The organism is Celeribacter sp. (genome assembly GCF_048270365.1).
Classification (GTDB): Bacteria; Pseudomonadota; Alphaproteobacteria; order Rhodobacterales; family Rhodobacteraceae; genus Celeribacter.
This window is the reverse complement of the sequence record NZ_JBLWTA010000007.1, coordinates 216477-242219: the sequence shown is the minus strand read 5'-3', so window position 1 is coordinate 242219 and position 25743 is coordinate 216477. Positions and strand designations below refer to the sequence as shown.

The 25743-nt window shown below is 61.0% G+C and carries 21 protein-coding genes; 13 read left to right on the top strand and 8 right to left on the bottom strand.

Annotation, left to right across the window (positions count from 1 at the left end):
- The 7 genes from ACN0X0_RS11915 to ACN0X0_RS11885 all read left to right on the top strand — a co-directional run.
- The coding region (locus ACN0X0_RS11915) for an AMP-binding enzyme (protein WP_417279326.1) at positions 1-210 on the top strand (210 nt) is incomplete at its 5' end.
- Positions 211-414: 204 nt separating this feature from the next.
- Positions 415-672: a DUF4212 domain-containing protein gene (locus ACN0X0_RS11910; RefSeq protein WP_417264334.1), complete on the top strand. Its 258-nt coding sequence runs from the start codon at positions 415-417 to the stop codon at positions 670-672.
- A 12-nt stretch (positions 673-684) separates the two neighbouring features.
- Positions 685-2424 (top strand): sodium:solute symporter family protein, encoded by a 1740-nt coding sequence (locus tag ACN0X0_RS11905; protein WP_417279325.1) that lies wholly within the window; start codon positions 685-687, stop codon positions 2422-2424.
- Positions 2425-2524: 100 nt separating this feature from the next.
- Positions 2525-4342 carry a DUF294 nucleotidyltransferase-like domain-containing protein gene (locus ACN0X0_RS11900; RefSeq protein WP_417279324.1) on the top strand — a complete coding sequence of 606 codons (1818 nt, stop codon included), beginning with the start codon at positions 2525-2527 and terminating at the stop codon, positions 4340-4342.
- Positions 4343-4360: 18 nt separating this feature from the next.
- On the top strand, positions 4361-4864 hold the full coding sequence (locus ACN0X0_RS11895; RefSeq protein ID WP_417279323.1) for a hypothetical protein: 504 nt from the start codon (positions 4361-4363) through the stop codon (positions 4862-4864).
- Positions 4865-4887: 23 nt separating this feature from the next.
- Entirely contained in the window at positions 4888-5277 is a 390-nt protein-coding gene (locus ACN0X0_RS11890) for a response regulator transcription factor (protein ID WP_417264338.1), read from the top strand.
- Positions 5267-7369 (top strand): exonuclease domain-containing protein, encoded by a 2103-nt coding sequence (locus ACN0X0_RS11885; protein WP_417279322.1) that lies wholly within the window; start codon positions 5267-5269, stop codon positions 7367-7369. The genes ACN0X0_RS11890 and ACN0X0_RS11885 overlap by 11 nt, the downstream gene beginning before the upstream one ends.
- Position 7370: 1 nt before the next feature.
- On the opposite strand, the gene ACN0X0_RS11880 is transcribed toward ACN0X0_RS11885, so the two are convergent.
- The 6 genes from ACN0X0_RS11880 to ACN0X0_RS11855 form a co-directional block, all read right to left on the bottom strand.
- Complete coding sequence (locus ACN0X0_RS11880) at positions 7371-7970, bottom strand: NUDIX hydrolase (protein ID WP_417279321.1); 600 nt, start codon at positions 7968-7970, stop codon at positions 7371-7373.
- 20 nt (positions 7971-7990) lie between these two features.
- Complete coding sequence (locus ACN0X0_RS11875; protein ID WP_417279320.1) at positions 7991-9160, bottom strand: HlyD family type I secretion periplasmic adaptor subunit; 1170 nt, start codon at positions 9158-9160, stop codon at positions 7991-7993.
- On the bottom strand, positions 9160-11319 hold the full coding sequence (locus ACN0X0_RS11870; RefSeq protein WP_417279331.1) for an ATP-binding cassette domain-containing protein: 2160 nt from the start codon (positions 11317-11319) through the stop codon (positions 9160-9162). Before ACN0X0_RS11870 ends, ACN0X0_RS11875 begins: the two co-directional genes overlap by 1 nt.
- Before the next feature lie 515 nt (positions 11320-11834).
- Positions 11835-13166, bottom strand: coding sequence for a TolC family protein (locus ACN0X0_RS11865; protein ID WP_417279319.1), 1332 nt, complete (start codon positions 13164-13166; stop codon positions 11835-11837).
- Between the two features lie 29 nt (positions 13167-13195).
- On the bottom strand, positions 13196-16339 hold the full coding sequence (locus ACN0X0_RS11860) for an Ig-like domain-containing protein (protein WP_417279318.1): 3144 nt from the start codon (positions 16337-16339) through the stop codon (positions 13196-13198).
- Between the two features lie 239 nt (positions 16340-16578).
- Positions 16579-19017: a heavy metal translocating P-type ATPase gene (locus ACN0X0_RS11855; protein WP_417279317.1), complete on the bottom strand. Its 2439-nt coding sequence runs from the start codon at positions 19015-19017 to the stop codon at positions 16579-16581.
- Between the two features lie 111 nt (positions 19018-19128).
- Between ACN0X0_RS11855 and ACN0X0_RS11850 the strand changes: the two genes are divergently transcribed.
- The 3 genes from ACN0X0_RS11850 (at position 19129) to ACN0X0_RS11840 (ending at position 21166) form a co-directional block, all read left to right on the top strand.
- Positions 19129-19329: a heavy-metal-associated domain-containing protein gene (locus tag ACN0X0_RS11850; RefSeq protein WP_417279316.1), complete on the top strand. Its 201-nt coding sequence runs from the start codon at positions 19129-19131 to the stop codon at positions 19327-19329.
- Positions 19330-19421: 92 nt separating this feature from the next.
- The gene (locus ACN0X0_RS11845) at positions 19422-20174 is read left to right on the top strand and encodes a 2-dehydro-3-deoxygalactonokinase (protein ID WP_417279315.1); all 753 of its coding nucleotides are present in this window, start codon (positions 19422-19424) and stop codon (positions 20172-20174) included.
- On the top strand, positions 20171-21166 hold the full coding sequence (locus ACN0X0_RS11840) for an aldose epimerase family protein (RefSeq protein WP_417279314.1): 996 nt from the start codon (positions 20171-20173) through the stop codon (positions 21164-21166). The genes ACN0X0_RS11845 and ACN0X0_RS11840 overlap by 4 nt, the downstream gene beginning before the upstream one ends.
- Positions 21167-21204: 38 nt before the next feature.
- On the opposite strand, the gene ACN0X0_RS11835 is transcribed toward ACN0X0_RS11840, so the two are convergent.
- A complete protein-coding gene (locus ACN0X0_RS11835) occupies positions 21205-22434 on the bottom strand; it encodes a urate hydroxylase PuuD (RefSeq protein ID WP_417279313.1) in 1230 nt (409 codons plus the stop codon).
- A 1-nt stretch (position 22435) separates the two neighbouring features.
- The gene (gene uraH, locus ACN0X0_RS11830) at positions 22436-22795 is read right to left on the bottom strand and encodes a hydroxyisourate hydrolase (RefSeq protein WP_417264347.1); all 360 of its coding nucleotides are present in this window, start codon (positions 22793-22795) and stop codon (positions 22436-22438) included.
- A gap of 150 nt (positions 22796-22945) precedes the next feature.
- Between uraH and puuE the strand changes: the two genes are divergently transcribed.
- The 3 genes from puuE to ACN0X0_RS11815 are packed head-to-tail and all read left to right on the top strand — an operon-like array spanning position 22946 to position 25698.
- Positions 22946-24373 carry an allantoinase PuuE gene (puuE, locus tag ACN0X0_RS11825; protein ID WP_417279312.1) on the top strand — a complete coding sequence of 476 codons (1428 nt, stop codon included), beginning with the start codon at positions 22946-22948 and terminating at the stop codon, positions 24371-24373.
- Between the two features lie 9 nt (positions 24374-24382).
- Positions 24383-25213: a bifunctional allantoicase/(S)-ureidoglycine aminohydrolase gene (locus tag ACN0X0_RS11820; protein WP_417279311.1), complete on the top strand. Its 831-nt coding sequence runs from the start codon at positions 24383-24385 to the stop codon at positions 25211-25213.
- Entirely contained in the window at positions 25210-25698 is a 489-nt protein-coding gene (locus tag ACN0X0_RS11815; RefSeq protein ID WP_417279310.1) for an ureidoglycolate lyase, read from the top strand. The genes ACN0X0_RS11820 and ACN0X0_RS11815 overlap by 4 nt, the downstream gene beginning before the upstream one ends.
- Positions 25699-25743: the final 45 nt, after the last annotated feature.

The following is a 25743-nucleotide window of genomic DNA, read 5'->3' as shown; positions in this document are numbered from 1 at the left end:
GTCCGCACCGAAATCGGCCCGATCGCCAAACCGGACTTCATCCAATGGGCCCCGGGCCTGCCGAAAACCCGTTCGGGCAAAATCATGCGCCGCATCCTGCGCAAGATCGCCGAGAACGACACCGGATCCTTGGGCGACACCTCCACGCTGGCTGAGCCTGCTGTCGTCGAGGAGCTGATTGCGAATTCGCTGTACCAAAAATCTGCGTGACATTTTCGCAGATATGGTAGGCTTTTAGCATCACCCCCACGAAATGAGGGGTGATGCGCCTCTCAGCCAAGGGACCGGCAGGACCGGAAAACCGGGCTGATCAGGCAAAAAAGGGCGGGTCCCGCGAGGAGGCGGGGGTCGTGACTTAAAAGACCCGATTGGTTTCACGACCCTCGGGTAGGGACAAAAGGGAGGACCGCACTTATGGCGGATAATTCAGAAAACAATGCCTATTGGTCAGCGAACAAGCGGATCATCGGCATCTCTTTGGTGATTTGGTTCATCTGTTCTTTCGGCTTCGGCATTCTGCTGCGCCCGATGCTTGCGGGCATCAAGATCGGCGGCACGGATCTCGGCTTCTGGTTCGCCCAGCAAGGCTCGATCCTCGTGTTCCTCGTGCTCATTTTCTCCTACGCGGCGAAAATGAACAAACTCGACAAGCAACATGGCGTGGACGAATAAGGAGCATCACCAATGGATCAGTTTACCCTCAACCTGATCGTTGTGGGCGCGACCTTTGCGCTCTACATCGGCATCGCGATCTGGGCCCGCGCGGGTTCCACATCTGAATTCTATGCCGCTGGCCGGGGTGTGCACCCCGTTCTGAACGGCATGGCCACCGGCGCGGACTGGATGTCTGCCGCCTCCTTTATCTCCATGGCGGGGATCATCTCTTTCGGCGGGTATGACACCTCGGCCTACCTGATGGGGTGGACCGGCGGCTACGTGTTGCTCGCCATGCTTTTGGCCCCCTACCTGCGCAAATTCGGCAAATTCACCGTGCCGGAATTCATCGGCGACCGGTTCTATAGCCAGACCGCGCGCACCGTCGCCGTGATCTGTCTCATCGTCGCCTCCATCACCTATGTGATCGGCCAGATGACCGGCGTGGGCGTGGCCTTCTCCCGCTTCCTCGAAGTGGACAAGACCACGGGTCTGTTGATCGGTGCGGCCATCGTGTTCTTCTACGCGGTTATCGGCGGCATGAAGGGCATCACCTACACCCAGGTCGCGCAATACGTCGTTCTGATCATCGCCTACACCATCCCGGCGATCTTCATCTCGCTGCAGCTGACCGGCAACCCGCTTCCGCCGCTCGGCCTGTTCTCCGACCATGTTGGCACCGGCGAACCGATCCTCACCACGCTCAACGGCATGCTGCAGGATCTCGGCTTCTCCGAATACACCAAGCAAAGCGACACGACCCTGAACATGTTCCTGTTCACCGTGTCACTGATGATCGGTACTGCGGGTCTGCCGCATGTGATCGTGCGCTTCTTCACCGTGCCGAAAGTGTCTGATGCACGTTCGTCCGCCGGTTGGGCTCTGGTCTTCATCGCGCTTCTCTACCTCACGGCTCCGGCTGTTGCGGCCATGGCGCGCGTGAACCTGATCGACACCTTCTATCCGAACGGCACGCAAGCTGAGGCTGTTTCTCTCGAAGCCATCCAGAACGACGAAGCTCTCGACTGGGTGCGCAACTGGGAAACCACCGGTCTTCTCGCCTTTGACGACAAGAACGGTGATGGCCTGATCGAGTACAACGCCTCTGCAGAAAACGAACTGACGGTGAACCGCGACATCATCACGCTGGCGAACCCGGAAATCGCACGTCTGCCGAGCTGGGTGATTGCACTGGTTGCCGCAGGTGGTCTGGCCGCAGCACTTTCGACCGCTGCCGGTCTCTTGATGGCGATTGCCTCCGCTGTGTCGCATGACCTCATCAAGTCGCAGCTCAATCCGTCGATCTCGGAAAAAGGCGAGCTGATGGCCGCACGGATCGCCATGGCTGTGGCCATCGCCGTCGCAACCTACCTCGGCATGAACCCCCCGGGCTTCGCCGCGCAAACCGTGGCGCTCGCCTTCGGTCTGGCCGCCGCGTCGATCTTCCCGGCGCTGATGATGGGCATCTTCTCGAAGCGCATCAACAACAAGGGTGCCGTGGCCGGTATGGTCGCAGGTCTCGTGGTGACGATCGTCTACATCTTCCTGCACAAGGGCTGGTTCTTCATCACGGGCACCAACTCCTTCACCGATGCCGACCCGCTGCTGCTGTCGATCAAATCGACCTCCTTCGGGGCTGTCGGCGCCTTGATCAACTTCGCTGTCGCTTTCGTGGTGTCCAACGCCACCGACGAGCCGCCGGCGGAAATTCAGGATCTGGTGGAAAGCATCCGCATCCCGCGCGGTGCCGGTGCAGCCGTCGACCACTAAAAAGGTTTGGGCTGGCGTCACCGCCAGTCCATCTTCATAATTGGGCGCGGGGGATCATCTTCCGCGCCCTTTTTTAACCGCTTTTTCCGGGAGGCCAGCGATGAGCGCCACAGCCAAGATCATCGACTTCCTGCAAATCACCCACCCCTATGACGTGCTGCCCAAAACTGAATTGACCGAGCTTGCGACCGGGTTTTCGCGCAAAACCTATGCCGAGGGCGAGGTGATCTACGCGCATGGCGAATTGCTCGAAGGTCTCTATCTGATCAAGGACGGCACCGTCGAAATCACCGACGCCAATGGCGCGCAGATGTCGCTTTTGCAAAAGTCGAACCATTTCGGCGAGCGCGGACTTTTGCGCGACGGCATGGCGGCGACCACGGCGACGGCGGCCTCTGCCTGTACGGTTCTGTTGCTCACGCCCGAGGCCTTCAAATCCGAAGTCTCCGCGAACCCTGAATTTGCCCGCTACTTCAATCGCGGCCAGGCGCGCCCCAAATCCGCCTCAGGTCTGATGACCCAACATGTTTCCGATCTCATGGCCCATGCGCCCGTGACCTGTGCGGAAACCTCCACCATTGCCGAGTGCGCGCGTCTGATGCGCGACGCGAAAGTGTCCTCGGTCGCCGTGACCGAAGGCGAGTGCCTTTTGGGCCTCGTGACCGTCCGCGACATGACGAACAAGGTCTTGGCCGAAGGCCGCGACACCGCCCTGCCCGTCTCTGCGATCATGGCGAAAGACCCGATCACGCTCACCCCCGGCGCGCTTGGCACCGATGTGATCCACGTCATGCTGGAGAACCACATCGGGCATCTGCCCATCGTCGAAGGCGGCAAGCTGGTCGGCATGGTCACCCAGACCGACATCACGCGGTTTTTCGGATCGAGCCAGACCCAGATGGTGTTTGATTTGAGCAAGGCCGAAAGCATTGCCGATATGGCCGCCGTCACCGCGCGCCTCCCCGAGTTTCTCATGCAGCTCGTCGGCAGCCATCTGGCCCATGATGTGGTCACCCGCAAGATCACCGACATCGCCGACATCGTCACGCGGCGCTTGCTCAAAATGGCCGAAGAAAACTTCGGCCCCGCCCCTGTCCCCTACCTCTGGGCCGCCTGCGGCTCCCAAGGCCGGCGCGAACAAACCGGCGTGTCGGATCAGGACAATTGCCTGATCATCGACAACGCAGCAACAGACGCCGACATGGATTATTTCCGCAAACTGGCGCGCTTCGTCTGCGACGGGTTGGACGCCTGTGGCTACGTCTATTGCCCTGGCGATATGATGGCCATGGCCGACCGTTGGTGCCAGCGCCTCTCCGTCTGGGAGGGCTATTTCAACAAATGGATCGCGGCCCCCGACAATGAGGCGCAGATGCTGGCCTCCGTCATGTACGACCTGCGCCCCATCGCGGGCGAGGAGCGCCTCTTCGCACCGTTGCAGAAAACTGCGCTGGAGGCGGCGGCGAAGAATTCGATCTTCGTCGCGCATATGATTTCGAATTCGCTGAAACACACGCCGCCTCTGGGCCTCTTGCGCGGCTTTGCGACGATCAAATCCGGCGAGCATCGCAATCACATCGACATGAAAGCCAACGGCGTCGTGCCGCTTGTTGATTTGGGCCGGGTCTATGCGCTTCAGGGCAAGCTCTCTGTGGCCAACACCCGCGCGCGGATCGAAGGCGCAATTGAGGCCGGTGTGATTTCCGAGACCGGCGGCAAGGATCTCCTGGCCGCCTATGACATGATCGCCACCGCCCGCCTCGAACATCAGGCCGAACAGGTCCGCACAGGCCAAAAGCCCGACAATTTCCTGAGCCCCTCGGCGCTTCCGGCGTTTGAGCGCTCTCACCTGCGCGATGCCTTCGTCATCGTGCGCACCATGCAATCCTCGCTCGGATCAAGCTCCGCGCGCTCATAACAAAGAGGGTCAAACCCCATGCTTCTCGAATTCATCGCCACGATTTCCGCAGGCGCAGGTGCCGCCGGGATCATCCTTGCGCTGCAAAAGCTGTTGCGTCTGCCGATGCCGAAATGGGCGATGCCCGCCGCCGCTGGCGTCGCCATGTTAGCCTTTACGATCTGGTCGGATTACTCGTGGTATTCGCGTGCAGAACAAGGGCTTGGCGACAGCAAAGTCACAGCGCTGACCGTTGAGAAACGTCAAGTCTGGCGCCCCTGGACCTATCTTTTCCCGGTCACCACGCAATTCATCGCATTGGACAAAGAAGGCGCCAAAGTCGACGGCGCGATGGTGGAAACCGACATGTACCTCCTGACCCGCCGCTCCGACAGCGCCATCGTGCCCGTGGTCTTCGATTGCCTGCTGTCGCGCCGCGCCGATACGGTCGGCTTGCCGGAGGGCGATCTCTCGGGTGCGACATGGTATGACATGGACGAGAATGACCCGATCCTGCGCACGGCTTGCGATGACTTGAGGTAGCACCATCTGAGGGGAGGAGACACATGGCAGATCAAAAACGCATCCTTCTGGTCGAGGATGAGGACAACATCGCCATCGCCATCGAGGTGTTGTTGACCCGCGCGGGCTATGAGCTTTTGCGTGTCTCCAGTGGCGACCAGGCCCTGCCGAATATTCGCGCGCAAAAGCCCGATCTCGTGCTGCTCGATGTGACGCTGCCGGGGCTCTCGGGCTATGAGGTCTGTCAACGCCTGCGCCGCGACCCTGAACTGACGCATATCCCGGTGTTGATGATGTCCGCCCGCGCCTCCGAGGCCGAACAGCGCAAAGGTGTGGCGATGGGCGCGAATGCATTTTTGACAAAACCCTTTGCCATGAGTGATCTTTTGGGCTCTGTCGCCCGCCTGATCGCAGGAGGTTCGCATGAAAATTGAACAGTGGTCTTTGCGGCTTCGGGTCTTTTTGTTTTTCGCCTTTCTCGCCGTTGTTGCGATCTCCGGTGAGGCCATCGGGCTCTACCTCGGCTTTGCCCGCATGGAGAACCCCGGCGCCATCGACGGCTTTGTCTTTGCCGGCGTGATCGCGGGCTTTGCCACTTTGGCCGTCGTGGCCTGGGTCTGGTTTCTGTTCGACGAACACCTCGCCCGCCCGATCCAGCGGCTTGCGGGTGGCATGCTGGCCCGCGCGCATGCCGATGTGGACGACTCTCTCGATGAAAAAACCGCGCGCTATCTGGGAGATCTCGCGCCCGCCGCCCGCGCGGTGACGGAAAACCTCACCGCCACCCGCAACAAACTGGCCGAAAGCGTCGCGCAGGAAACCACGCGGCTCATTGAGGAAAAAGAGAAACTCACGGCACTTTCCGCCGAGATGCCGCTTGGGATCGTTCTCGTGTCCGGGCATCATAAGATCGCCTTTTACAACGGTGCCGCCGCCGATCTTTTGTCCGCCGATCACGCCCCCGGCCTCGATCATTCGATCTTCGATTTCCTGCGCGCGCGTCCGATCCAATCGGCCTACACGCGGCTTTGCGCGGGCGAAGGTGGCGATGGGCATGTGCTGCCGCTGACGGTCGCGACCAGCCATGGCGGCGAGGTGCTCTCCGCCCGCATGCGCCTCATGCATGCGCCGAATGAGAGCGACGTCACGCCGCCTTATGTGCTGACGCTCGATGATGTGACCTCCGATCTCACCGTCCATGCCGAGCGCGAAAAGCTGCTGTCGCGCCTCTTTGCGACGCTGCGCCCCTCCATCGCCTCGCTGCAAACCACGCTGGCCGCCCGCGAAGCCGACGACAGCCTGCGCAGCGATCCGCGTCTCGACCGCGCGCTTGTCGATGAGATGGCAAAACTCACCGGCATCATCGCCACGCTCGACGATCAATATGAGGCGGGCAAAGCGAACTGGTGGCCGATGGCACAGGTGCCCAGCGCGGAGCTTTGCGATGCGCTCAGCGCACAGTTGCAACAGGATGACATCGCCTTGATTGCCGACGCTTCCGATGCCATGGAACTCACGCTCGATGCGGTTCAAATCATCACGCTTCTGTCCCATATCGCCCGCCAAATCACCCGCACCGGCGGGCGCGCCCTGTCGTTTCTGATCAGTCGCGACGAGGGCGGAGGCGCGATGCTGGCGCTGGGGTGGAGTGGCGATCCCTTGTCAGTCGATCTGTTGGAAAACTGGCTCTCTGAGACCCTCGATGTGGGCCTCGTCGACATGAGCGGACGCGATATTTTGGAGGCCCATGGCACGGAGATCTGGCCCGAATTCGGACGCGCGTCGCGCGCGGTTCTGAAACTGCCAATCCGCGAAGCCCGTCGTTTGCGTCGCACCCTGGGCGATGGCCGCCGTGCCGTGACCTATGACTTTGATCTTCTGTCGAAAACTCCGCCGAAAGAGCTGATGGACACACCGCTCTCGGACCTGTCCTATGTGGTCTTCGACACGGAAACCACCGGGCTGTTGCCCTCCCAAGGCGACGAGATTTGCCAGATCGCGGCGCTGCGTGTGGTGAACGGCAAAGTGATCGAGAACGAGGCCCTCGACCAGCTCGTGAACCCCGGCCGTAACATCCCAAAATCCGCCACGGAGGTGCATCACATCACCAACGCCATGGTGAAGGACGCGCCTAAGATTGACGTGGCCGGGCGGCAATTGCACAGCTTTGCCAGAGGTGCGGTTCTGGTCGCCCATAACGCGCCGTTTGATTTGGAATTCCTGCGCCGTCACGAAGTCGAGATCGGGGCGAAATTCACCAATCCGGTGCTGGATACGGTGCTTTTGTCCGCCATCGTGTTCGGTCAGTCCGAAGAACACACGCTCGACGCGATCTCCAAACGTCTGGGCGTCAAAATCCCGCCCGTGGCGCGTCACACCGCGATGGGCGATACAATTGCGACGGCGGCTGTGTTTATCAAAATGCTGCGCATGGCAGAGGAAAAAGGCATCCGCACTTTTGGCGATGCATTGACCGAAATGCGCAAACACAAACGGCTTTTGCAGGATGCCAATGCGCCTGCGTAGGTTAACTTAACGCACGAATTTTGCCGACTGCCTCGCGATGATCGAAAAAAGGCACATGTTCCGGTGGCAGCACCTTATGGAGCGCCGCCTCGACTTCGGCCAGTACAACCCGCGTGACAAAGGGCAGATCAAACGCACGCGCGCCCTCCAGCGTCACCCATTGCAGATGCGACAACTCATCTTCGGCGTGGGAAAAATCATCGGGATCATTGGCGATGTCCTCCGCCTTGATCAGGAAGAACCGCGCATCGAACCGGCGCGGGCGGCCCGGCGGCGTGATAGCGCGAAAGATGAACTCCGCCTCGCGGGTTTCGTTGAGCAACAATCCGGTTTCTTCGCGCAATTCCCGAACCGCCGCGGCCACCAAAGCCGCCGCCAATTCCGGCGAGGCCTCCGCCGACAATCGGCGCAGGGTTTGCGGGTCCAGTGCCACGGGGGCCGCGAAATCTTCGGCATCCACTGCGCCACCGGGAAAAACAAATTTTCCGGGCATGAACACCGCACTGCGCCCCCGTTGTCCCATCAACACCCGAGGCCCCTCTGCGCCGTCACGCAAGAGAACCACCGTGGCGGCATCGCGAATGGGAATATCTGTCATCATGACAGCAGCCTAGCGATCCGTCAGGGTTCGCGGAAGGCCTCACGTGATTTATACAGAGGTTTCAGCAGATATTGCAGAAAGGTTTTCGAGCCGGTGTGCAATTCGACCTGTGCACGCATGCCGGGGCGGATCTCGATCTTTTGTTGCCGTTCCGTAAGGCTGTCGAGATCGACGGTGGCGGTCACCCGGTAATAGGGCTGCGCGTTCGGGTCGCGTTCGTCTTTGAAGGTGTCGGCGGAAACCACCTGAACCTTGCCCTTGAGCGCGCCGTAGATGGTGTAATCATAGGCTGAGAGTTTGATCGTGGCATCCTGCCCCGGCTCGACATGGGCGATGTCTTCGGGCCGCACCTGCGCCTCGATGAACAGCTCTTCGTCGACGGGAATGATCTGGACCAATTCCTCGCCTGGACGGATCACGCCGCCGATGGTGGTCACCGTCAGATTGTTGACGATGCCGCGCATCGGCGCGGTGATCACGGTGCGGCCCAATTGGTCGTTCGCCAAAGTAAGCGCTTGTTTCACAGAAGAAATTTCCTTGAGCGTGTCGGAATACTCCTCGGCACGCTGCAAATCGGCCTGTGTCACGATCTCATTGTATTTGAGCTGCGCGTCCGAATGCGCCTTGCGCGCGCGGGTCACTTCGATGAGGGACACCACGTTTTTTTGCAGCATATCCTCCATCAGAGATCGCTCGGTTTCCGCCTGTTTGAGGACCGCCATAGCGCCATCTTTACGGGCAAGATAATCCGCCACCCGTGCACTCAAAAGCGCCTGCTCGGAAGCCACGACATCGGGGGCACGGGCCGCCAAATCATCGCCCACCTCGAAAGTCCCCTCACCCGCCACCTCCGCCTCAAGCCGCAGCTGACGCACATTCAAAGCATCGAGTTTTTCCTGAAGGTCATCGGCAGAGGTGCGAAATTCTGTGCCCTGCAAACGCGCAAGCACCTGTCCCTGCGCGACCTCTTGGCCCTCATGCACCAAAAGTTCGGAGAGGATACCACCTTCAAGGTTTTGCACGATCTGCGGGCGCGAGCTTGAGATCATCTGACCGTCTGAGCGCACGATCTCATCGACCCGCGCAATCGCCGCCCAGAGCAGGAACGCCAACACGATCAGCCCCACAATGCGGATCACCCAACCGGGACGATCCATATCGCGGTCCAGCATGTCGTCGAGCGTGACCATTACGCTTGCCCGCCCGCTTGCTTGCCTTTGGAAAGATGCGCCATGACCTGATCGCGCGGCCCATCGACGACCATGCGTCCGTCCTTGAACACCATGGTGCGGTCCGCCAGCCCGACGATGGGCATACGATGCGTCGCGATCACGGCGGTGCGGCCCGAAAGCCATAAGTGCAAACGCGTCACCAAGGCGGTTTCAAGCGCTTGATCCAGCGCTGCTGTCGGTTCATCGAGTAGACACACCGAGGGGTTCTGCAACCACAGCCGTGCCCAGCCGATGGATTGCCGCTGCCCAACCGAAAGCCCCTCGCCGCCATCGCGAATTTCGAGATCGAGCCCCCGGTGATGGCCGCGGACAAAAGTACCAAGCCCCGCGAAATCCAGAGCGGCCAGAAGCCGGTCGTCGTCGCGCTCCAGACCGCCTAGATTGAGGTTGTCGCGCAGGCTCCCGGCAAAGAGCCGCACGTCCTGACCGAGATAGCCGACAGAGCGGCGAATGTCGCGCGGCTCGATCTGGCTCATCTCTGCGCCATCGAGCAGAATACGCCCCTGTGTCGGCGCATAAAGCCCCGCGAGAAGTTTCAGGAATGTGCTTTTTCCAGACCCATTGGTGCCCAGAACGGCCACAACCTGTCCCGGTTTGACATCGACGGCCGGAAGGTCCAACGTCGGCGCGCCTTCCGGGTCATAGCGAAACTGCGTCTCGCGCAGGGCATAGGCGCCTGTGATCTCAGCACGACGCAGAAAGGTGCGATCCTCGCCTGCATCCTGCGGCGCGGTCGCAATCGCATCCAGCCCATCGAGCGCGGTTTTGACATTGGTCCAACGTGCCATGGTGCCCGAGAGCTGTGTCAGAGGCGCCAAGGTGCGCGAGGTCAAAATGCCGGTGGCGATGATCGTCCCCACGGTGAATTCGCCTGCAAACACGAGGTAGGTCCCGGCCACGACCGCCAGCACATAGGTGAGTTGCTGCACCGCTTGCGACCAGAAGGTGAGCACGCCCGCCAGCTTACGCTGTTCCGAGGATTTCGCGGCAGACAAGAGGTTCAACTCGTCCCAGATGCGGCGCACACGCTCTTCGCCGCGCTGGGTTTTGATCGTGTCCAACTCGAACACTGCTTCGTGCAACAATCGCGTGGCCTTGGCGGAGGCGCCTTGGGTTTCCTGCGTCAGGCGCATCATGCGTTTTTGCATGAAATAGCCCGGCACCACCATAATCACCGCGCCCATTGCCAAGATGATCACCACCGGCCCGGCAATCGACGCCACCAGCGCAAAGAACAGAAAAATAAAGGGAATATCCGCCAGGGAGCCAATCGTTGAGGCGGTGAAGAATTCGCGCACCGAGCCGAATTCCCGCATCGCGGAAAACAACCCCGTCGGCGTGGTCGGGCGCGCATCCGAACGCATTCCCAGAAGCCGCGACATCAACATGGATTGCACGCGCATCTCGATCTGGCGCCCGGCACCGTCCATCAACCGCGAGCGGGCAAGTTTCAAAACCGCCTCGAACCCGATGGCCAAAGTGGCCCCCAGCGCCAACACCCAAAGCGTCGCCTGCGATTGATGCGGGATCACGCGGTCATAAACCTGGAGCGAGAACATCGCGACGGCGACAGCCAACATATTGGCCACCAGAGAGCCCAGAGCGATCTCGCCGATTTGGCGTTTAAACGCCCCGAATTGACCCCAAAACCAATGCTGTTTTGAGAGTTCCGGCACATAACTGGCGGCGATCGTCTCAAGTGACTTGCCGGCCCGCACCGCCACACCCGCAAAAAACGGGGCGAATTCGGCCAAAGGCACTTCGGCGCGTTGATCTGGTGCGGTCTGATCGAAGAGGGTCAGAACCTCGCCTTTTTGTTTCAGGACCAAAACCACATGCCCCGAGGACATATAGGCCAAAGCGGGCCAAAGCTTGGCACTCAAAGATGTCGGACGGCTCACCTCGGCCTGAAGGCCGATCATCTTCAAAGCCCGGGCCATCGCCTCGGGTGCAACATCTTCGCCCGTCTGATCGGCGAAACTTTCCAACAGGTCAGACACCATCGCGCGTTGACCGAATTGAGCGGCCATATCCGCGACAAGCTCGGCGCGCTGGATGTGACGACGCGAGAAAACCGGTTGGGGAAGCGGCGCAGGCTCTGGAGCCCGTTCGACCACGCGCGGTGCGGGCGCTTCAACGGCCTCTTTGGGTGCAGGGGCTGATGCAGGCTCCTGGACTTCGGGAATTGCAACAGCTTGCGCCTGCGTCGCCCCCACCTGACGCGCTTGGGCGGCGGCTTTCACCTCTGCCTTGACCTCTGCCGCATCGCGTTTCGGTTTGCGGGTCGCATCGGCAGCTCTGCGGGCCTTTTGCAACCGCTCGGCCTTGGCGGCCTCCCGCGCCAAACGCTCTTCTTCGCGTGCCTTGGCGCCCGCCTGTTCGCGGGCACGGGCCTCGGCGGCGGCCTCAGAGACTTTCGCGCGCAGGGCCTCTTTGGCGGCACGCTTTTTCTCGGCCAAGGGATCGGCGGATGTCGGCGCGGGCACGGGGCGCGGGGCCGGTTTCACTTCCGTCTTCGGCGCGCCAAGATGCACCGTCAAAGGCGCTTTCGGCGCTTTGACCTCGTTCGACACATCCGTCGGCACAGAAGGCTTTGCGGAGGTGAGTTTAAAGGCGAGTTTCGGGGCTTTGCTCAAATCGACGCCCCATCTGTCAGAGCCCCGTTGACGCGGGCGATTTCCAACTCGATCAGGGCAATTTCATATTTCAAATCAATATGTTTCAACTCTTCTCGGATCATCTGTTCATAGACATTCAGCACATCCATGACGGATTTTTGTCCGGCTTCGAATTGATCTTGGAAAATGCGGTAATTGGCGCGGGTCTGTTGCACCAGATCGGCGGCATCGCGTTCCTGACGGTGCAGCGCCGTAAGGTGGCTGGTGAGCCGTGCGTCCCGCCGTGCTGCGGTTTCGCGGGCCTTGTCGATGGCGGCCGTCGCTGCCGCTTCACGCGCCCGGCTGGCTTCCATTTCGGCGGAGGTGCCAAGGCCAAGCCCCGCACCCGCATAGTCCACAGACGAACTGTTACCCTGCCCCAAAAGCGTTGAGGCGCTGAGCGTCGGCAGCATGGCAGCGCGCTCGGCCTGGGCTTCGGCAACCGCACGTTTGGCCTCAGCCTCAGACCGCAAAACGTCAAGTGATGTCAGGCCCGAAGGCGGCAAGGCCACCCCGGTCGCTTGATCCAACACGGGCAAAGATGCGCCCCCCGTCAGTGCCGCCAATTCGGCGCGCGCGCTGTCTTCGGCCTCGCGGTGGGTGCGCGCCTCATGTTCCATTTCGGAGATGATCGAACGCACGACGCGTTGATCCGAAAGGCTCGATGCACCGCCTTTGACGCGCTCCGTCACCACGCGGTTGAACTCATGCATCCGGCCCAGACCGCGCTCGGCCATGCCGGCCTTTTCGCGCGCTTCCGAGATGGTGAAATAGAGCGTCAGCCCCTCGTAGAGCCGGTCGTTCATGTCCTGCGACAGGGCAACGGCAGAGACCTCGACGTCGGCGGCGGCAAAGGCGCGTTCGGCGCGGCGCTTGCCGTTGTCGTAAAGCGTCATATCGACCAAAAGCCCGGCGGCGACCTGCCCCAACGCATCGAGCGAGATCGAGGGCCCAATGGTGGGCAGCCAGTTCTTGGACCGGGCGACAGCGCGCATTTTGGAGGCGCGCAATTCGGCCTCGGCCACCCCCGAAGAGGTGGAGAGCACCGCATCCGCCACCTGATCGTAGGCAGAGCCATCCCGCAAAACAGACCGCCGCGCGAGAAGATCGGAGATGATCGGAGAATTCGTGTCGGTGTTGGCGGCTGTCAGGCTTGGGGTTGTGCTGTCACTGGCGGCCCCAACGCCTTTGAGAGCGGCGACAGGTTTGATGTCAGAAAGTCCGCCCAACATGCCGGAGGAGCCGACACAGGCCGACAGGCACATCGCCGCACCGATCAGGATGCTGAGCTGTGTCCGAACTGTCATTGCCTATGCCCCCCCGCCAAATTTTGCTCTTACGGCAAAACCACCTCGATATCGTGATCGACCAGCACCTGATCATCGCCCAGCGTGTAGATGTCGTAGGTCTGCCCGTCGATCAGAGCGGATTGCCCCGTCACCGACGCCCCTTCGAGCACCACGCGGTCATCTTCGCCACCATGGATGGTCAAGGTGCCTTCCTCGCCGATCAGTCGATCCAGGTCGGCGGCGGAGAGCGTCACTTCGCCACCGTTGACGAATTGCAGATCAATCGCGCCGAGGTCGAAGTGCTCAAGCCCCGCATTGTCGATGTCGACCTCGAAATAGGCCCCGTCGGGACGTTCATTCGTGGTGTCGAGCACCAGAAGCGTGTCGGAGCTGTTGCCCGCCGCATCCTCGGAGGCGATCACAATCTGGTCGCCGTTCGAAACATTGGAGCCGAAGTTCAGCAGCGTCTCAGAGCCGAGATCGTAATCCGCATGGGTGATTTCAGAAGAGGACCCGTCCTCGTCCAAGGCGTAGACAGAGATGTCATCATCGGTCTCGGAGATCGAGATCGAGCGGACGCCATCGACGCCGCGCGTGACAGACTCGACCAAAGGCGCCTCGATTTCAGTGTCCACGGTGATGGTGGAGGTCTCGGAGCGGGTGTTGCCCGCCGCATCCGTGGCTTCGATCAACACGTTGGCCTCGTAAGAGCCTTCCGCGATCTCGCCCGGCGCATAAGACACGGTCCAATTGCCGTCCTGCCCAACAGAGGCCAGACGACGCACGCCACCCAAGGTGACATAGACGGTCGAGCCCGGTTCGACATAGCCCGTGAGCGTCGCGCCGGATTGCATCTCGGCCAGGTTCAGGAAGGGATCACCATTGGCATCGCCCGAGAAACCCAAAGCATTGACGAAAGTGTCGTAGCTGATCGTCTCAGTCAGAGACGAGGTGTTGCCCGCCGGGTCGGTGGCCGAGATCACGACATTGGCCGCGCCCTCGCCGGACGGCAGGGCCGAGGCCGGAAGCGTCGCGCTCCAATTGCCAGCCGCATCGACGGCAGCCATGTAATTTTGACCTTGGAACGACAGGGTGACGGTGGAGCCAACCTCGACGGTGCCGGAAAGCGCCACGCCAGTGGCGGCCTCTGCGGCATTGACGACACCATCGGCGCCGCCCTGAATCCCGGTTTCCGCGAAATTCGACACATAGGTGTCGATCTCGACGGCGGATTGAACCGTGGTGGAGTTGCCCGCGCCATCGGTCAGCGTCGCGGTGACGGTGCTGTCATATTCGCCGGACACGATCTCGGAGGCCGCGAAGAAGGCCGCGTAGGTGCCGCCCGAGGTCGAAGTGACCGTATGGGACACGCCCGCAAGCGTCACGGTGACCGTCTCGCCCGCCGTCGCCGTGCCGGTGATCCAGACGCCATCGGAGGCCTCGGCGGCGTTGATCACATTGTCGCCCTCGATAGGCGTGGTCAGGGTGATGTTGCCCGCAACGGTGTCGACATGAACCACGCTGGTGGTGGTCGCCGTATTGCCCGCCGCATCGGTGGAGACGGCGGTGAGCGTGGTGTCATATTCGCCACCCGCAAGCGTGCCCGCCGCATAGCTCGCGGTCCAGTTGCCGGAGGCATCCGCGACGGTCGTCACCGAGACACCGGCCAGCGTCACGACCACGGTCGCGCCAGCTTCGGCGGTGCCGGTGAAGCTCATCGACTGTTGGCTCTCGGCGAGATTCACGGTCTCATCGCCGCCGGAATGGCCCGCATCAATTGCGACGCCAGTGACGGTGTCGATGTCAAACATGCCGGTCGCGGAGGTGCTGTTGCCCGCCAGATCGGTGGAGGTGGCGGTGACTTCCGTGCTGTAGGTGCCTTCCGGCAGGGTGCCGGTTTCATAAGTCACGGACCAGGTGCCGTCTTCGCCCACAGTGGTCGTGCGGCTCACGCCCTCGACCGTCACGGTGACGGAGGCGCCCGCCTCCCCTGTACCGGTCAGGGTCACCCCCGCTGCCATTTCCGCGGCATTGACCATGCCGTCGCCGCCCGTGCCGCCATCGACGGTCAGGTTGGTTTCCAGATCGATCAGAATGTCACGCGTATAGGTCGCGGCATTGCCATAGGCGTCGGTGACCGTCGCGGTGACCGTGCTGTCATAGGTGCCGGACGGCAGGGTGCTGCCGTCGAAGGTGACCGCCCAGGTGCCATCTTCAGCCACGGTGGTCTGCAAGGTCTGACCTTCCAGTTCGACCACCACGGTGGCGCCAGCCTCGGATTGGCCGGAGATCACCACATCGTCGCTGGCCTCAGCAATATTCACGACATCGTCGCCTTCGACGGTGTCAAAGCTCAGATCCTCGGCTTCGGTGTCGACGACCAGCGTGTCGGTCACGGTGGTCGTATTGCCCGCCTCGTCGATGGCCGTCACGGTGACGCCGGTGGTATATTCGCCGGTGTCGATGGTGCTGCTGTCAAAGGTGGTCGTCCAGGTGCCGTCCTCGCCGATCACCACGGTTTGCGAGGTGCCGTTGATCTCGACCGTGACAGAGGCGCCCACTTCGCCCTCGCCGGAGATCGTGTAGCTGCCGCCATCGTAGATCTCGCCGTTGACATAGTCATCGGTGCTTTCGACGCCCGACAGGATGCTGACATCCGGCGGGGTCGTGTCGGGGGTGCCACCACCGCCGCCACCGTTGCCGCCACCATCAAGCAAGTCGTCCACCACTGCGACACCGGCCACACCGGCGGCCGCAGTCCCGAGACCGAGCCACCCAAGACCCGCCGCCGCGATCGGCGCGACAACCGGCTCGACACGCTCGAGATCGAGGAAGGCAAGCTGGTCGTATTCGCTCCATTTGCCCGTCAGATCGATGTCCATATAGCTCGCGACGAGATCGCCTTCACCCTCGGCCATGAAATCGACCCGGGTCATCATGCCATGTTCCGACAGCAACAGCTCATGTTCGCCGTCGAAATAGCCGTCCAGCACAATCGTCTTGCCGCCGATCAGCTCGATCACGAGATCGTCGCCCTGGCGCACATAACCAGAGATCGCAGCGCTCGACATGTTGAGGGAGATATCTTCGACGGCCTGAACCGAAAGGGTTTCACTGGGACCGGAAAGGGAAAGTGTGCCCGCAGTTATAGAGCCCGCGCTACCGCGGACGAAATATTGAATGCCCAACATCGTACCAATTCACTTTTGCTCGATAGGTTAAACGCGCTTCATTTTAAACGGCGCGATTTCCTGTTTGTTTCGAGGTCAGATTACATAAAAGTGATTCGCTCGCTAGGGGAGAAATGCCGCAGCCAGCACGAATTCAGCAAAAATACCACAATATCAACGGCAGGTTGTGCCCGGTTTTGCAAAATATAGCATAGTTTCACAAATCTAGACTCCAGAAACGCACAAAGACCTGTTTTCTCCTAGAGAGCGGCCCGCATCCGACGCAGCCGAAGCGCATTGGAGACCACAAAAACGGACGACATCGCCATCGCGCCAGCCCCCAGCATAGGCGACAGTTGCAGCCCGAAGGACGGGTACAGCACACCGGCGGCCACGGGAATGAGCGCGGCGTTATAGGCGAAGGCCCAAAACAGGTTCTGCCGAATATTGCCCATGGTTTTGCGGCTCACGTCCACGGCGGTGACCACCGCACTCGGATCGCCGCCCATGAGCACCACATCGGCGGCTTCGATGGCGACATCCGTGCCGGTGCCGACCGCGATGCCCACATCCGCCGAGGCCAGCGCGGGCGCATCGTTGATCCCGTCGCCGACAAAACCGACAGCGCCGTGGCTTTCTTTGAGGGCCGCGACGGTTTTCGCTTTGCCCTTCGGCAGAACCTCGGCCTCGACGTGATCAATGCCAAGATCACGCGCCACGGCCTCCGCCGCGCGGCGCGTGTCACCGGACACCATCGCCACTTTGATCCCGCGCGCATGAAGCGCCTCAATGGCTTTGCGCGACGCCGGACGGATCGGGTCGGAAATGCCGAGGACCATCGCAGCCACGCCATTGCGCGCCACGAGAACCGGAGTGCGGCCTTGGTCGGCCAGCTCAGCCAGCGGCGCTTCAAAGGCGCTGACGTCGATCTTTTCGCGGGTCATCAGACGCATATTGCCAACCAAAAGCGAAACATCCCCGATCTCCGCCTTGATGCCGTGACCTGCAATCGCGCGGGCCTTGTCGACCTCCGGCAGGCGCAGCCCGCGTGCCTCGGCAGCGCGCTCGATAGCACGGGCAATCGGGTGTTCGGATTTTGCCTCGACGGCGGCCACCTCGGCCAAAAGCGCGGCCTCGTCGCCCGCCAGCGTCACAAGACCGGTGACATCCGGGCGGCCTTCGGTCAGCGTGCCGGTCTTGTCGAAAGCGATGACTTTTACCTCTTGCAAAGCTTGCAGCGCATCGCCTTTGCGGAACAAGACACCCAGCTCGGCGGCGCGCCCCGTCCCCACCATGATCGAGGTCGGAGTCGCCAGACCCATCGCGCAGGGACAGGCAATGATCAGCACCGCAACACCTGCGACCAAGGCATGCGCCAGCGCGGGCTCCGGCCCGACGGCAAACCAGATCACAACGGTCACGGCGGCCAGCGCCATCACGGCAGGCACGAAATACATCGTCACCTTATCGACGAGCGACTGAATCGGCAGCTTGGCGCCCTGCGCCTCTTCGACCATGCGGATGATCTGAGCCAGCATCGTGTCCGCGCCGACTTTCTCGGCGATATAGGTCATTGCGCCCTCGCCGTTGACGGTACCGGCGATGACCGGACTGCCTTCGGCCTTGGCGACCGGGATCGGCTCGCCCGAAATCATCGCCTCATCGACATGGCTGTCACCCGTGAGCACCTTACCATCCACCGCGATCTTTTCGCCCGGACGCAGGTGCAACACGTCGCCGACGACGACCTCTTCAATGGGCAGTTCGATCACTTCGCCGTCACGTTCCACCCGCGCGGTTTTGGCCCGCATGCCCGCGAGTTTGCGAATGGCCTCGCCGGTGTGCCCCTTGGCCCGCGCTTCCAGAAAACGCCCCAGAAGGATCAGGGTCACAATGACGGCGGCGGCTTCGAAATAGACGTTCTGCGCGCCCATCGGCACCGCTTGCGGCCAAAAGGTCACGAGGGTGGAATAGAGAAACGCCGCCCCGGCGCCCAGCGCGACCAAAGCATTCATATCCGGCCCGCCTTTCAACAAAGACGGAATGCCTTTGGCAAAAAACACCCGACCCGGCACGGCCAGAACCACAGCGGTCAAAGCAAATTGCACCATACGCCAGAGCCATTCCGGCACCGTCATCATCCACCAATGATGTAGCGCAGGGATTAGATGTCCGCCCATTTCAATGATAAAGACAGGCAGAGTGAGCGCGGCGGCGAGGATCAGTTTCGATTTGAGCGCGCGCGCCTCATCGGCTTTGCGGTTCTCCGGCGCGGCGTCGCGGTCGATGCGCGGCTTGGCCTCATAGCCTGCTTTCGCGATGGCCTTTGTGAGGCTCTCGACATCCTGCACACCGCTCAAGAATGTGACCGTCGCCGTCTCCGCCGCCAGATTGACGGAGGCCTCCGTGACGCCTTCTTCCTGCGCCAAAGCGCGTTCAACCCGGCCAACACAAGACGCGCAGGTCATGCCGTGGACGTCAAACACCAGTTCCTCGACCCGCGCCGGATAGCCCGCCTTGTCCAACACCGTCACGAGATCGGAGACCTTCACCGCATCGCCAAACGACACCTCCGCCGTCTCGGTCGCGAGGTTCACATTGGCGGTCTCGACACCTTCTGTGCCCTTGAGCGCGCGTTCGACACGGCCCACACAAGAGGCGCAGGTCATACCTTCGACGGAAAGGCGGGTGGTGTGCATTTTGTCGCTCTGGCTTTTGGATCAGGATCGGCTACATATGTAAGGCAATGAATGCGTGAAGGCGAGTGCGGCCCCGCGTTCTCCGACAACTTCTCTCAGAAAGGCGACATTATGTCCGTATTTTCCGTCCCCGACATGAGCTGTGGTCATTGCAAGGCCTCGATCACCGAAGCCCTTGAGGCCATCGACGACACGGTCGAGATTGACGCCGACATGGACACACGCGAGATCGACGTGTTTTCCGAAGCGGGTGACGAGGCCATTCTTGTCGCGCTGAAAAATGCAGGCTACCCGGCAACGCTCAAATCCTGATCCCGTTCTTGACTTGCCGCCCTCCGGCCCATTGCAACACCTTCCGCGCCACGCGATAAAGGGGGGAACACGAGGGGCGGAGGGCGCAGGTCATGGCAGAAGCAGGTCTTTGGACGGGAACAGAGCTATTGCTCTGGGACTTGGATCATCCAAAAGCTATGCCCCAGCGTGTTGCGCTGCCCCAAGGTCTCACCGAAGACACCCGCCCGTCTCTCATTGCCGGTGCGAGGACAACACCCCGCACCCTGCCCTGCACGGCCCTGCCCGAGAACGTGCCAAATGGCACGATCCCCTCGCTGACGCAGACCAATCCCCTGACCGTGACCCATGGCGAAGAGGTCGCCATGGCGGGGTTCATTGCACTCAACCCCAAATTCGATGGCATCCTCTGTTTGCCCGGCGCGCAGAGCACGCTCTGGGCGCATGTGAGTGCCGAAGAGATCGTCTCCATGCGGCGATTTCTGACCGGAGCGATGGTGTCGAGTGCGCTTGATATGGGGCTGACCCTGACGGATGAGGATACCTTTAAAGAGGCGCTCTCCGACACGATGTCCCGCCCGGAAAACGCCGCCATGAGGTTGGCGAGCGCCCAGGCGGAGATGTTCCAAAACGGGATGAGCAAAGCCGAGGCGGCGTCCCTCGCCAGCGCCGCTTTGATCGGCGCGGAATTGGCGGCGACACGCGCCTACTGGCTCGGGCAATCCGTCGCCCTCATTGGCGCAGCAGAGACCTGCGCCCCCTATCGCGTCGCGCTCGACAGTCAATTCGTCCCTTTCATCGCAACCAATGAGGCCGCAATGTACCGCGCAGGTTTCCAACTCGCACAAGATCGGATCACGGGATGAAGACACAATTCGACAAGCTCCAAGACGGGCGTACCGTCCATGCGATCACCCTGTCGGCGGGCGATCTTTCGGCCACGGTGCTGACCTATGGCGCCATTCTCAACGACGTGCGGCTGCGCGGTGTGCCCTATGGGCTGACGCTGGGCAGTTCTGACATCGCCGCCTATGAGAACGGGCCGATGACTTACTTCGGCGCGATTGTCGGCCCGGTCGCCAATCGCATTGCGGAGGCGCAGGCCGAGTTGGACGGCGAGACCTTGCAGTTCGACGCCAACGAAGGCCCGACCACGCTGCATGGTGGGGAAAACGGGCTTCACACCGAAATTTGGGACATCGCGAGCCTGACGGCGACCTCTCTGACGCTCACCCTCACACTGCCCCATGGCAAGGGTGGTTTTCCCGGCAAACGGTTCCTGACCGCGCGCTATACGGTGTCGGCGCCCGCCACATTGACGCTTGAGCTAACGGCCACGACGGATGCGCCGACGCTGATAAACCTCGCCAATCATGCCTATTGGACCTTGGACGGCACGCCGACCACAGAAGGGCATGTGCTGCAGGTCTTTGCGGATCGCTATCTGCCCATTGATGCGCGGTTGATCCCGACGGAGATCACAGCGGTCGCAGGCACCGCGTTCGATCTGCGCGAAGGGCGCGTGCTCAGCCCCTCCGCCCCCCAGCGCTACGATCACAATTTCTGCCTCGCCGAGACGCGTGGCGCGGTGAAGCCCGCCGCCGTTCTGCGCGGCACCTCTGGCGTTGAAATGCGGATGGATACGACCGAGCCGGGACTACAGGTCTTTGACGCTGCCCCCATCAGCAGCGGCAATTTCGCCGGTCATCGAGGCGTGCCTGAGATCGGCTTTTGCGGCGTGGCGCTGGAGGCGCAGGGCTGGCCGGATGCGCCGAACCGCCCCGATTTTCCCGCCGTCCGGCTCGACCCGGATGAGACCTACCGGCAGGAAACGCGCTGGCAGTTCTCTAAAAAATAAGGCGGGGAACATCCCCGCCTCACTCTTTCCGCTTCATCTTAAAGCGCGCCCTCGTACCATTTACGAATGGCCGCACGACTGTCGTCATCGAGATACATGTAGCTGCCCGCCGGTGGCATCGCATGGGTCACCCCGGCCTGTAGCCAGATCTCTTTCGCGAGCGTCGCCACCTCCTGCGTGGTCTCCAAACGAATGCCCTTGGGCGGCGAGGCCATGCCCTCCCAATAGGGCTCTTTGGCGTGGCACATCGAACAGTTGGTGACGACGATGTCATGCACATCCTCGAACCCCTCGGCAGACGCGAATTTCTGTGCCAACGGGCCAAGGGCCGCCTCGTCTTCGCCACCGTCCTGCATGTAAATCCCGGCGGTCGACAGCCACATCACGATCAGGAACAGACCGACAGTGGCGCCCCAAGTCCACCACAGCATCCCCTTGCGCGCATGCATGGTGTTGAAGAAATGCCGGATCGTCACGCCCATCAGGAAGATCAGCGCGGCGATGATCCAGTTGTACTGCGACGCAAACGCCAGAGGATAGTGGTTCGACAGCATCATGAACAACACCGGCAGGGTCAGGTAGTTGTTATGGGTTGAGCGTTGCTTGGCGATTTTGCCGTATTTCGGATCGGGCGTGCGCCCGGCCTTCAGATCCGCGACAACGATTTTCTGGTTTGGGATGATGATGAAAAACACATTGGCGCTCATCACCGTCGCGGTAAACGCGCCCAGATGCAGAAACGCCGCGCGGCCCGAGAAGATCTGGGTATAGCCCCAAGCCATCGCCACGAGGATGATATAGAGAAAGATCATCAACCGGGTGTTGTCATCGCCGAACTTCGATTTGCACAGAAGATCATAGAGAATCCAGCCGATCGACAGCGACACGATGGAGACGATCACCGCCACCCAAGGCGCCATTTCCAAGACGTTCGGATCGACGAGATAAAGCTCGGCGCCAAGGTAATAGACCACGGCCATAAGCGCCGCTCCCGAGAGCCATGTGGCGTAGCTTTCCCATTTGAACCAGATGAGGTCCTCGGGCATGCGCGCCGGTGCGACCATGTATTTCTGGATGAAATAGAAGCCACCGCCATGGACCTGCCACTCTTCGCCTGCGACGCCTTGGCGGCGGTCGGAAGACGGATGCAGGCCCAGATCAAGCGCGATGAAATAAAAGGACGAGCCGATCCACGCAATCGCGGTGATCACATGGACCCAGCGCAGAGCAAATTCGGCCCATTCCCAGAAAATCGGTAATAAACTCATCTTAACTCCCCCGGTACGTCGAATAGCTGAATGGCGATAGCAAAAGCGGCACGTGATAATGGCTGTCAGGATCGTTGATCCCGAAGCGGATCGGAATTTGATCGAGGAACAGCGGCTCTTCGCCCGCTTGACCGGTGCGCTTCAAATAATCGCCCGCGAAAAAAATCAATTCATAAGTGCCGGTCTTGAATTTTTCCACGGGCAGGATCGGCGCATCTGTGCGCCCGTCGCTGTTGGTGACGGCTGTGGCGATTTTCTTATGGCTGTTGCCGGACACGCGATAAAGCGCGATTTCGATCCCTTCTGCGGGGAGGCCCTTGGCCGTGTCGAGAACATGGGTGGTTAAAAAACCGGACGTCATGGAGAAGCTGCCCAAATTGTTAGCGTTTACATGCAAGACTGTCGGAAAGCTTTGAGCGCGGCAACAATCATTCTCGCCAGATTGCATACAAAAGAGTATTCGATATTCACAAGCCTACCAATTAGTCAAAAAACACGAAGGCCAACGGAAATGCCGAAAAATCCACCGCGTTATGTTCGAAACATGTCTGGTTATGGCGCTCATGCGCCCGATCCGCAGTGGCCTGGTGGTGCGAAAGTCGCGGTGCAATTCGTGTTGAACTATGAGGAAGGCGGCGAAAACTGTGTCCTGCATGGCGATGAGGCCTCGGAGGCCTTTCTGTCCGATATTGCGGGCGCGGCCATGTGGAAGGGTCAGCGCCACTGGAACATGGAATCGATCTACGAATATGGCGCGCGCGCCGGGTTCTGGCGGCTGCATCGCCTGTTCACAGGCGCGGAGATTCCCGTGACGATCTACGGCGTGGCCACCGCTTTGGCCCGCTCCCCCGAACAGGTCGCCGCGATGCAAGACGCGGGCTGGGAAATTGCCTCGCATGGCCTCAAATGGGTCGAGCATAAAGACATGCCCGAGGAAGAAGAGCGCGCGGCGATTGCCGAGGCCGTGCGTCTCCACGAGGAAGTCACCGGCGAGCGGCCCTATGGCTGGTACACCGGGCGCTGTTCTGCCAACACCGTGCGCCTCGTATCTGAGGAGGGCGGGTTTGATTATGTGTCCGACACCTATGACGATGACCTGCCCTATTGGCTCGAAGTCGGCGACCGCGATCAGCTCATTATCCCCTACACGTTAGAGGCCAATGACATGCGCTTTGCCACGGCTCCCGGCTATATCACCGGCGAACAGTTCTTTACCTATCTCAAGGACGCCTTCGATGTGCTCTATGCCGAAGGCACGGAAAACACGCCGAAGATGATGAACATCGGGCTGCATTGCCGTTTGATCGGACGTCCGGGCAAATTGGCGGGGCTCAAGAAGTTCATCGAGTACATCAAGCGCTTCGACGACGTTTGGACTCCGCGGCGGATCGACATCGCGAAACATTGGGCCGCGACGCATCCGCATCAGCGCAAGGCGAAGCCGTCTCAGATGTCCAAAGAGGCGTTCGTCGAAAAATTCGGCGGTATCTTCGAACATTCACCATGGGTGGCGGAACGGGCTTGGGGGCTGGAACTCGGTCCCGCGCATGACACGTGGATCGGTGTGCATTCCGCGCTCTGCCGCGCCTTCCGCTCCGCCTCCGTCGCCGAAAAGGACGGCGTGTTGATCGCGCATCCCGACTTGGCCGGAAAACTGGCGCAGGCCAAACGCCTCACCGCTGAGAGCACCTCGGAACAGGCCTCGGCAGGCCTCGATGCGCTGACCGACGACGAGCGCGCCACCTTCGAGCGACTCAACAGCGAATACACCGAAAAATTCGGCTTCCCCTTTATCATCGCCGTGAAAGACAATACCAAGGAGACAATCCTCGCGGCCTTCCACGCCCGACTGGACCATTCCAGAGACGAAGAATTCAAAACGGCCTGCCAACAGGTCGAACGGATTGCGTGGCACCGCTTGCAGGACATGGATTTCTAAGAGACACCAATGAGCTACGAATACACCTACTGCGCCCCCACGGGCGGCCTGCCCGATCAGAACAATCACGCACGTGAACGTGCCGTGTTTACCAATTCCTATGCCGTCATCCCACATGGGGTGATGTCGGACATCGTCGTGAGCTATCTGCCCGGCTGGGACAAGACCCGCGCCTGGACCCTGGCCCGTCCGATGACCGGCTTTGCCGAAACCTTTGCCCAGTTGATCGTCGAGGTCAGCCCCGGCGGCGGGTCCACCGATCCGGAACCCGATCCGTTGGCGGAATGCGTGCTTTTTGTCCTCGCAGGTCATATGCGCATCACCATCGGCGCGCGAGCCTATCAGCTTGAGCCCGGCAGCTATGTCTTTGTCGCGCCGGGTGACAAATACACCGTGCAAAACGACAATGACACGCCCGCGACCTTCGTGTGGATTCGCAAGCGTTACGAAGCCGTGCCGGGGATCGACGCGCCCGAAAGCTTTGTCACCGCCGATATGGAAAAACCGCCGATCGAGATGCCGAACACCTCGGGCTATTGGTCGACCTCGCGCTTTGTCGATCCGCATGACCTGCGCTATGATTTCCACGTCAATATCGTGACCTTCCTACCCGGCGGCACCATTCCTTTCGCGGAGACCCATGTGATGGAGCACGGTCTCTACGTGTTGCAGGGGCGTGGCGTTTACCTTCTGAACCAAGACTGGGTCGAGGTTTCCGAGGGCGATTTCCTCTGGCTGCGCGCCTTCTGCCCGCAGGCCTGCTACGCCGCCGGTCGACGCCCTTTCCGCTACCTGCTCTACAAAGACGTGAACCGTCACGCGAAGCTGGAGCTGGGATGAACCGCAACATCACCACAAAACCGCTCACGCCGGAGGCCTTTGCGCCTTACGGCGATGTGATCGACGCCAAAGGCGCGCCGGATAAGATCATCAACCAAGGCAAATGCGGACGCTACCACGACCGTGCCTCGGTCGATGTGACCCCCGAGACCGGCGGGCGTGTCGGCGTGTCGGTGTTTCACGCCGAGTTGCGGGACTTTCCCTATGCGCTCGACCTGATCGAACGGCACCCGGAGGGCTCGCAGTGCTTTGTGCCGATGTCCGCCGATCCGTTCCTGATCATCGTCTCCGATGGCCCCGACGCCAAGCCCCACGCTTTTGTCAGTGACGGCACACAGGCGATCAATTTCCATAAGGGCACATGGCACGGCGTCCTGACCCCCCTGTCCGGCAACGGCATGTTCGCCGTGATCGACAGAATCGGCGCCACCCCCAACTTAGAGGAGCATTGGTTCGAGACGCCGTGGGAGGTCATAGAGGGTTAAGACGGCCTCGTTTTGTGCGCGCGTCGGCAATCTGCGATTTTCGGT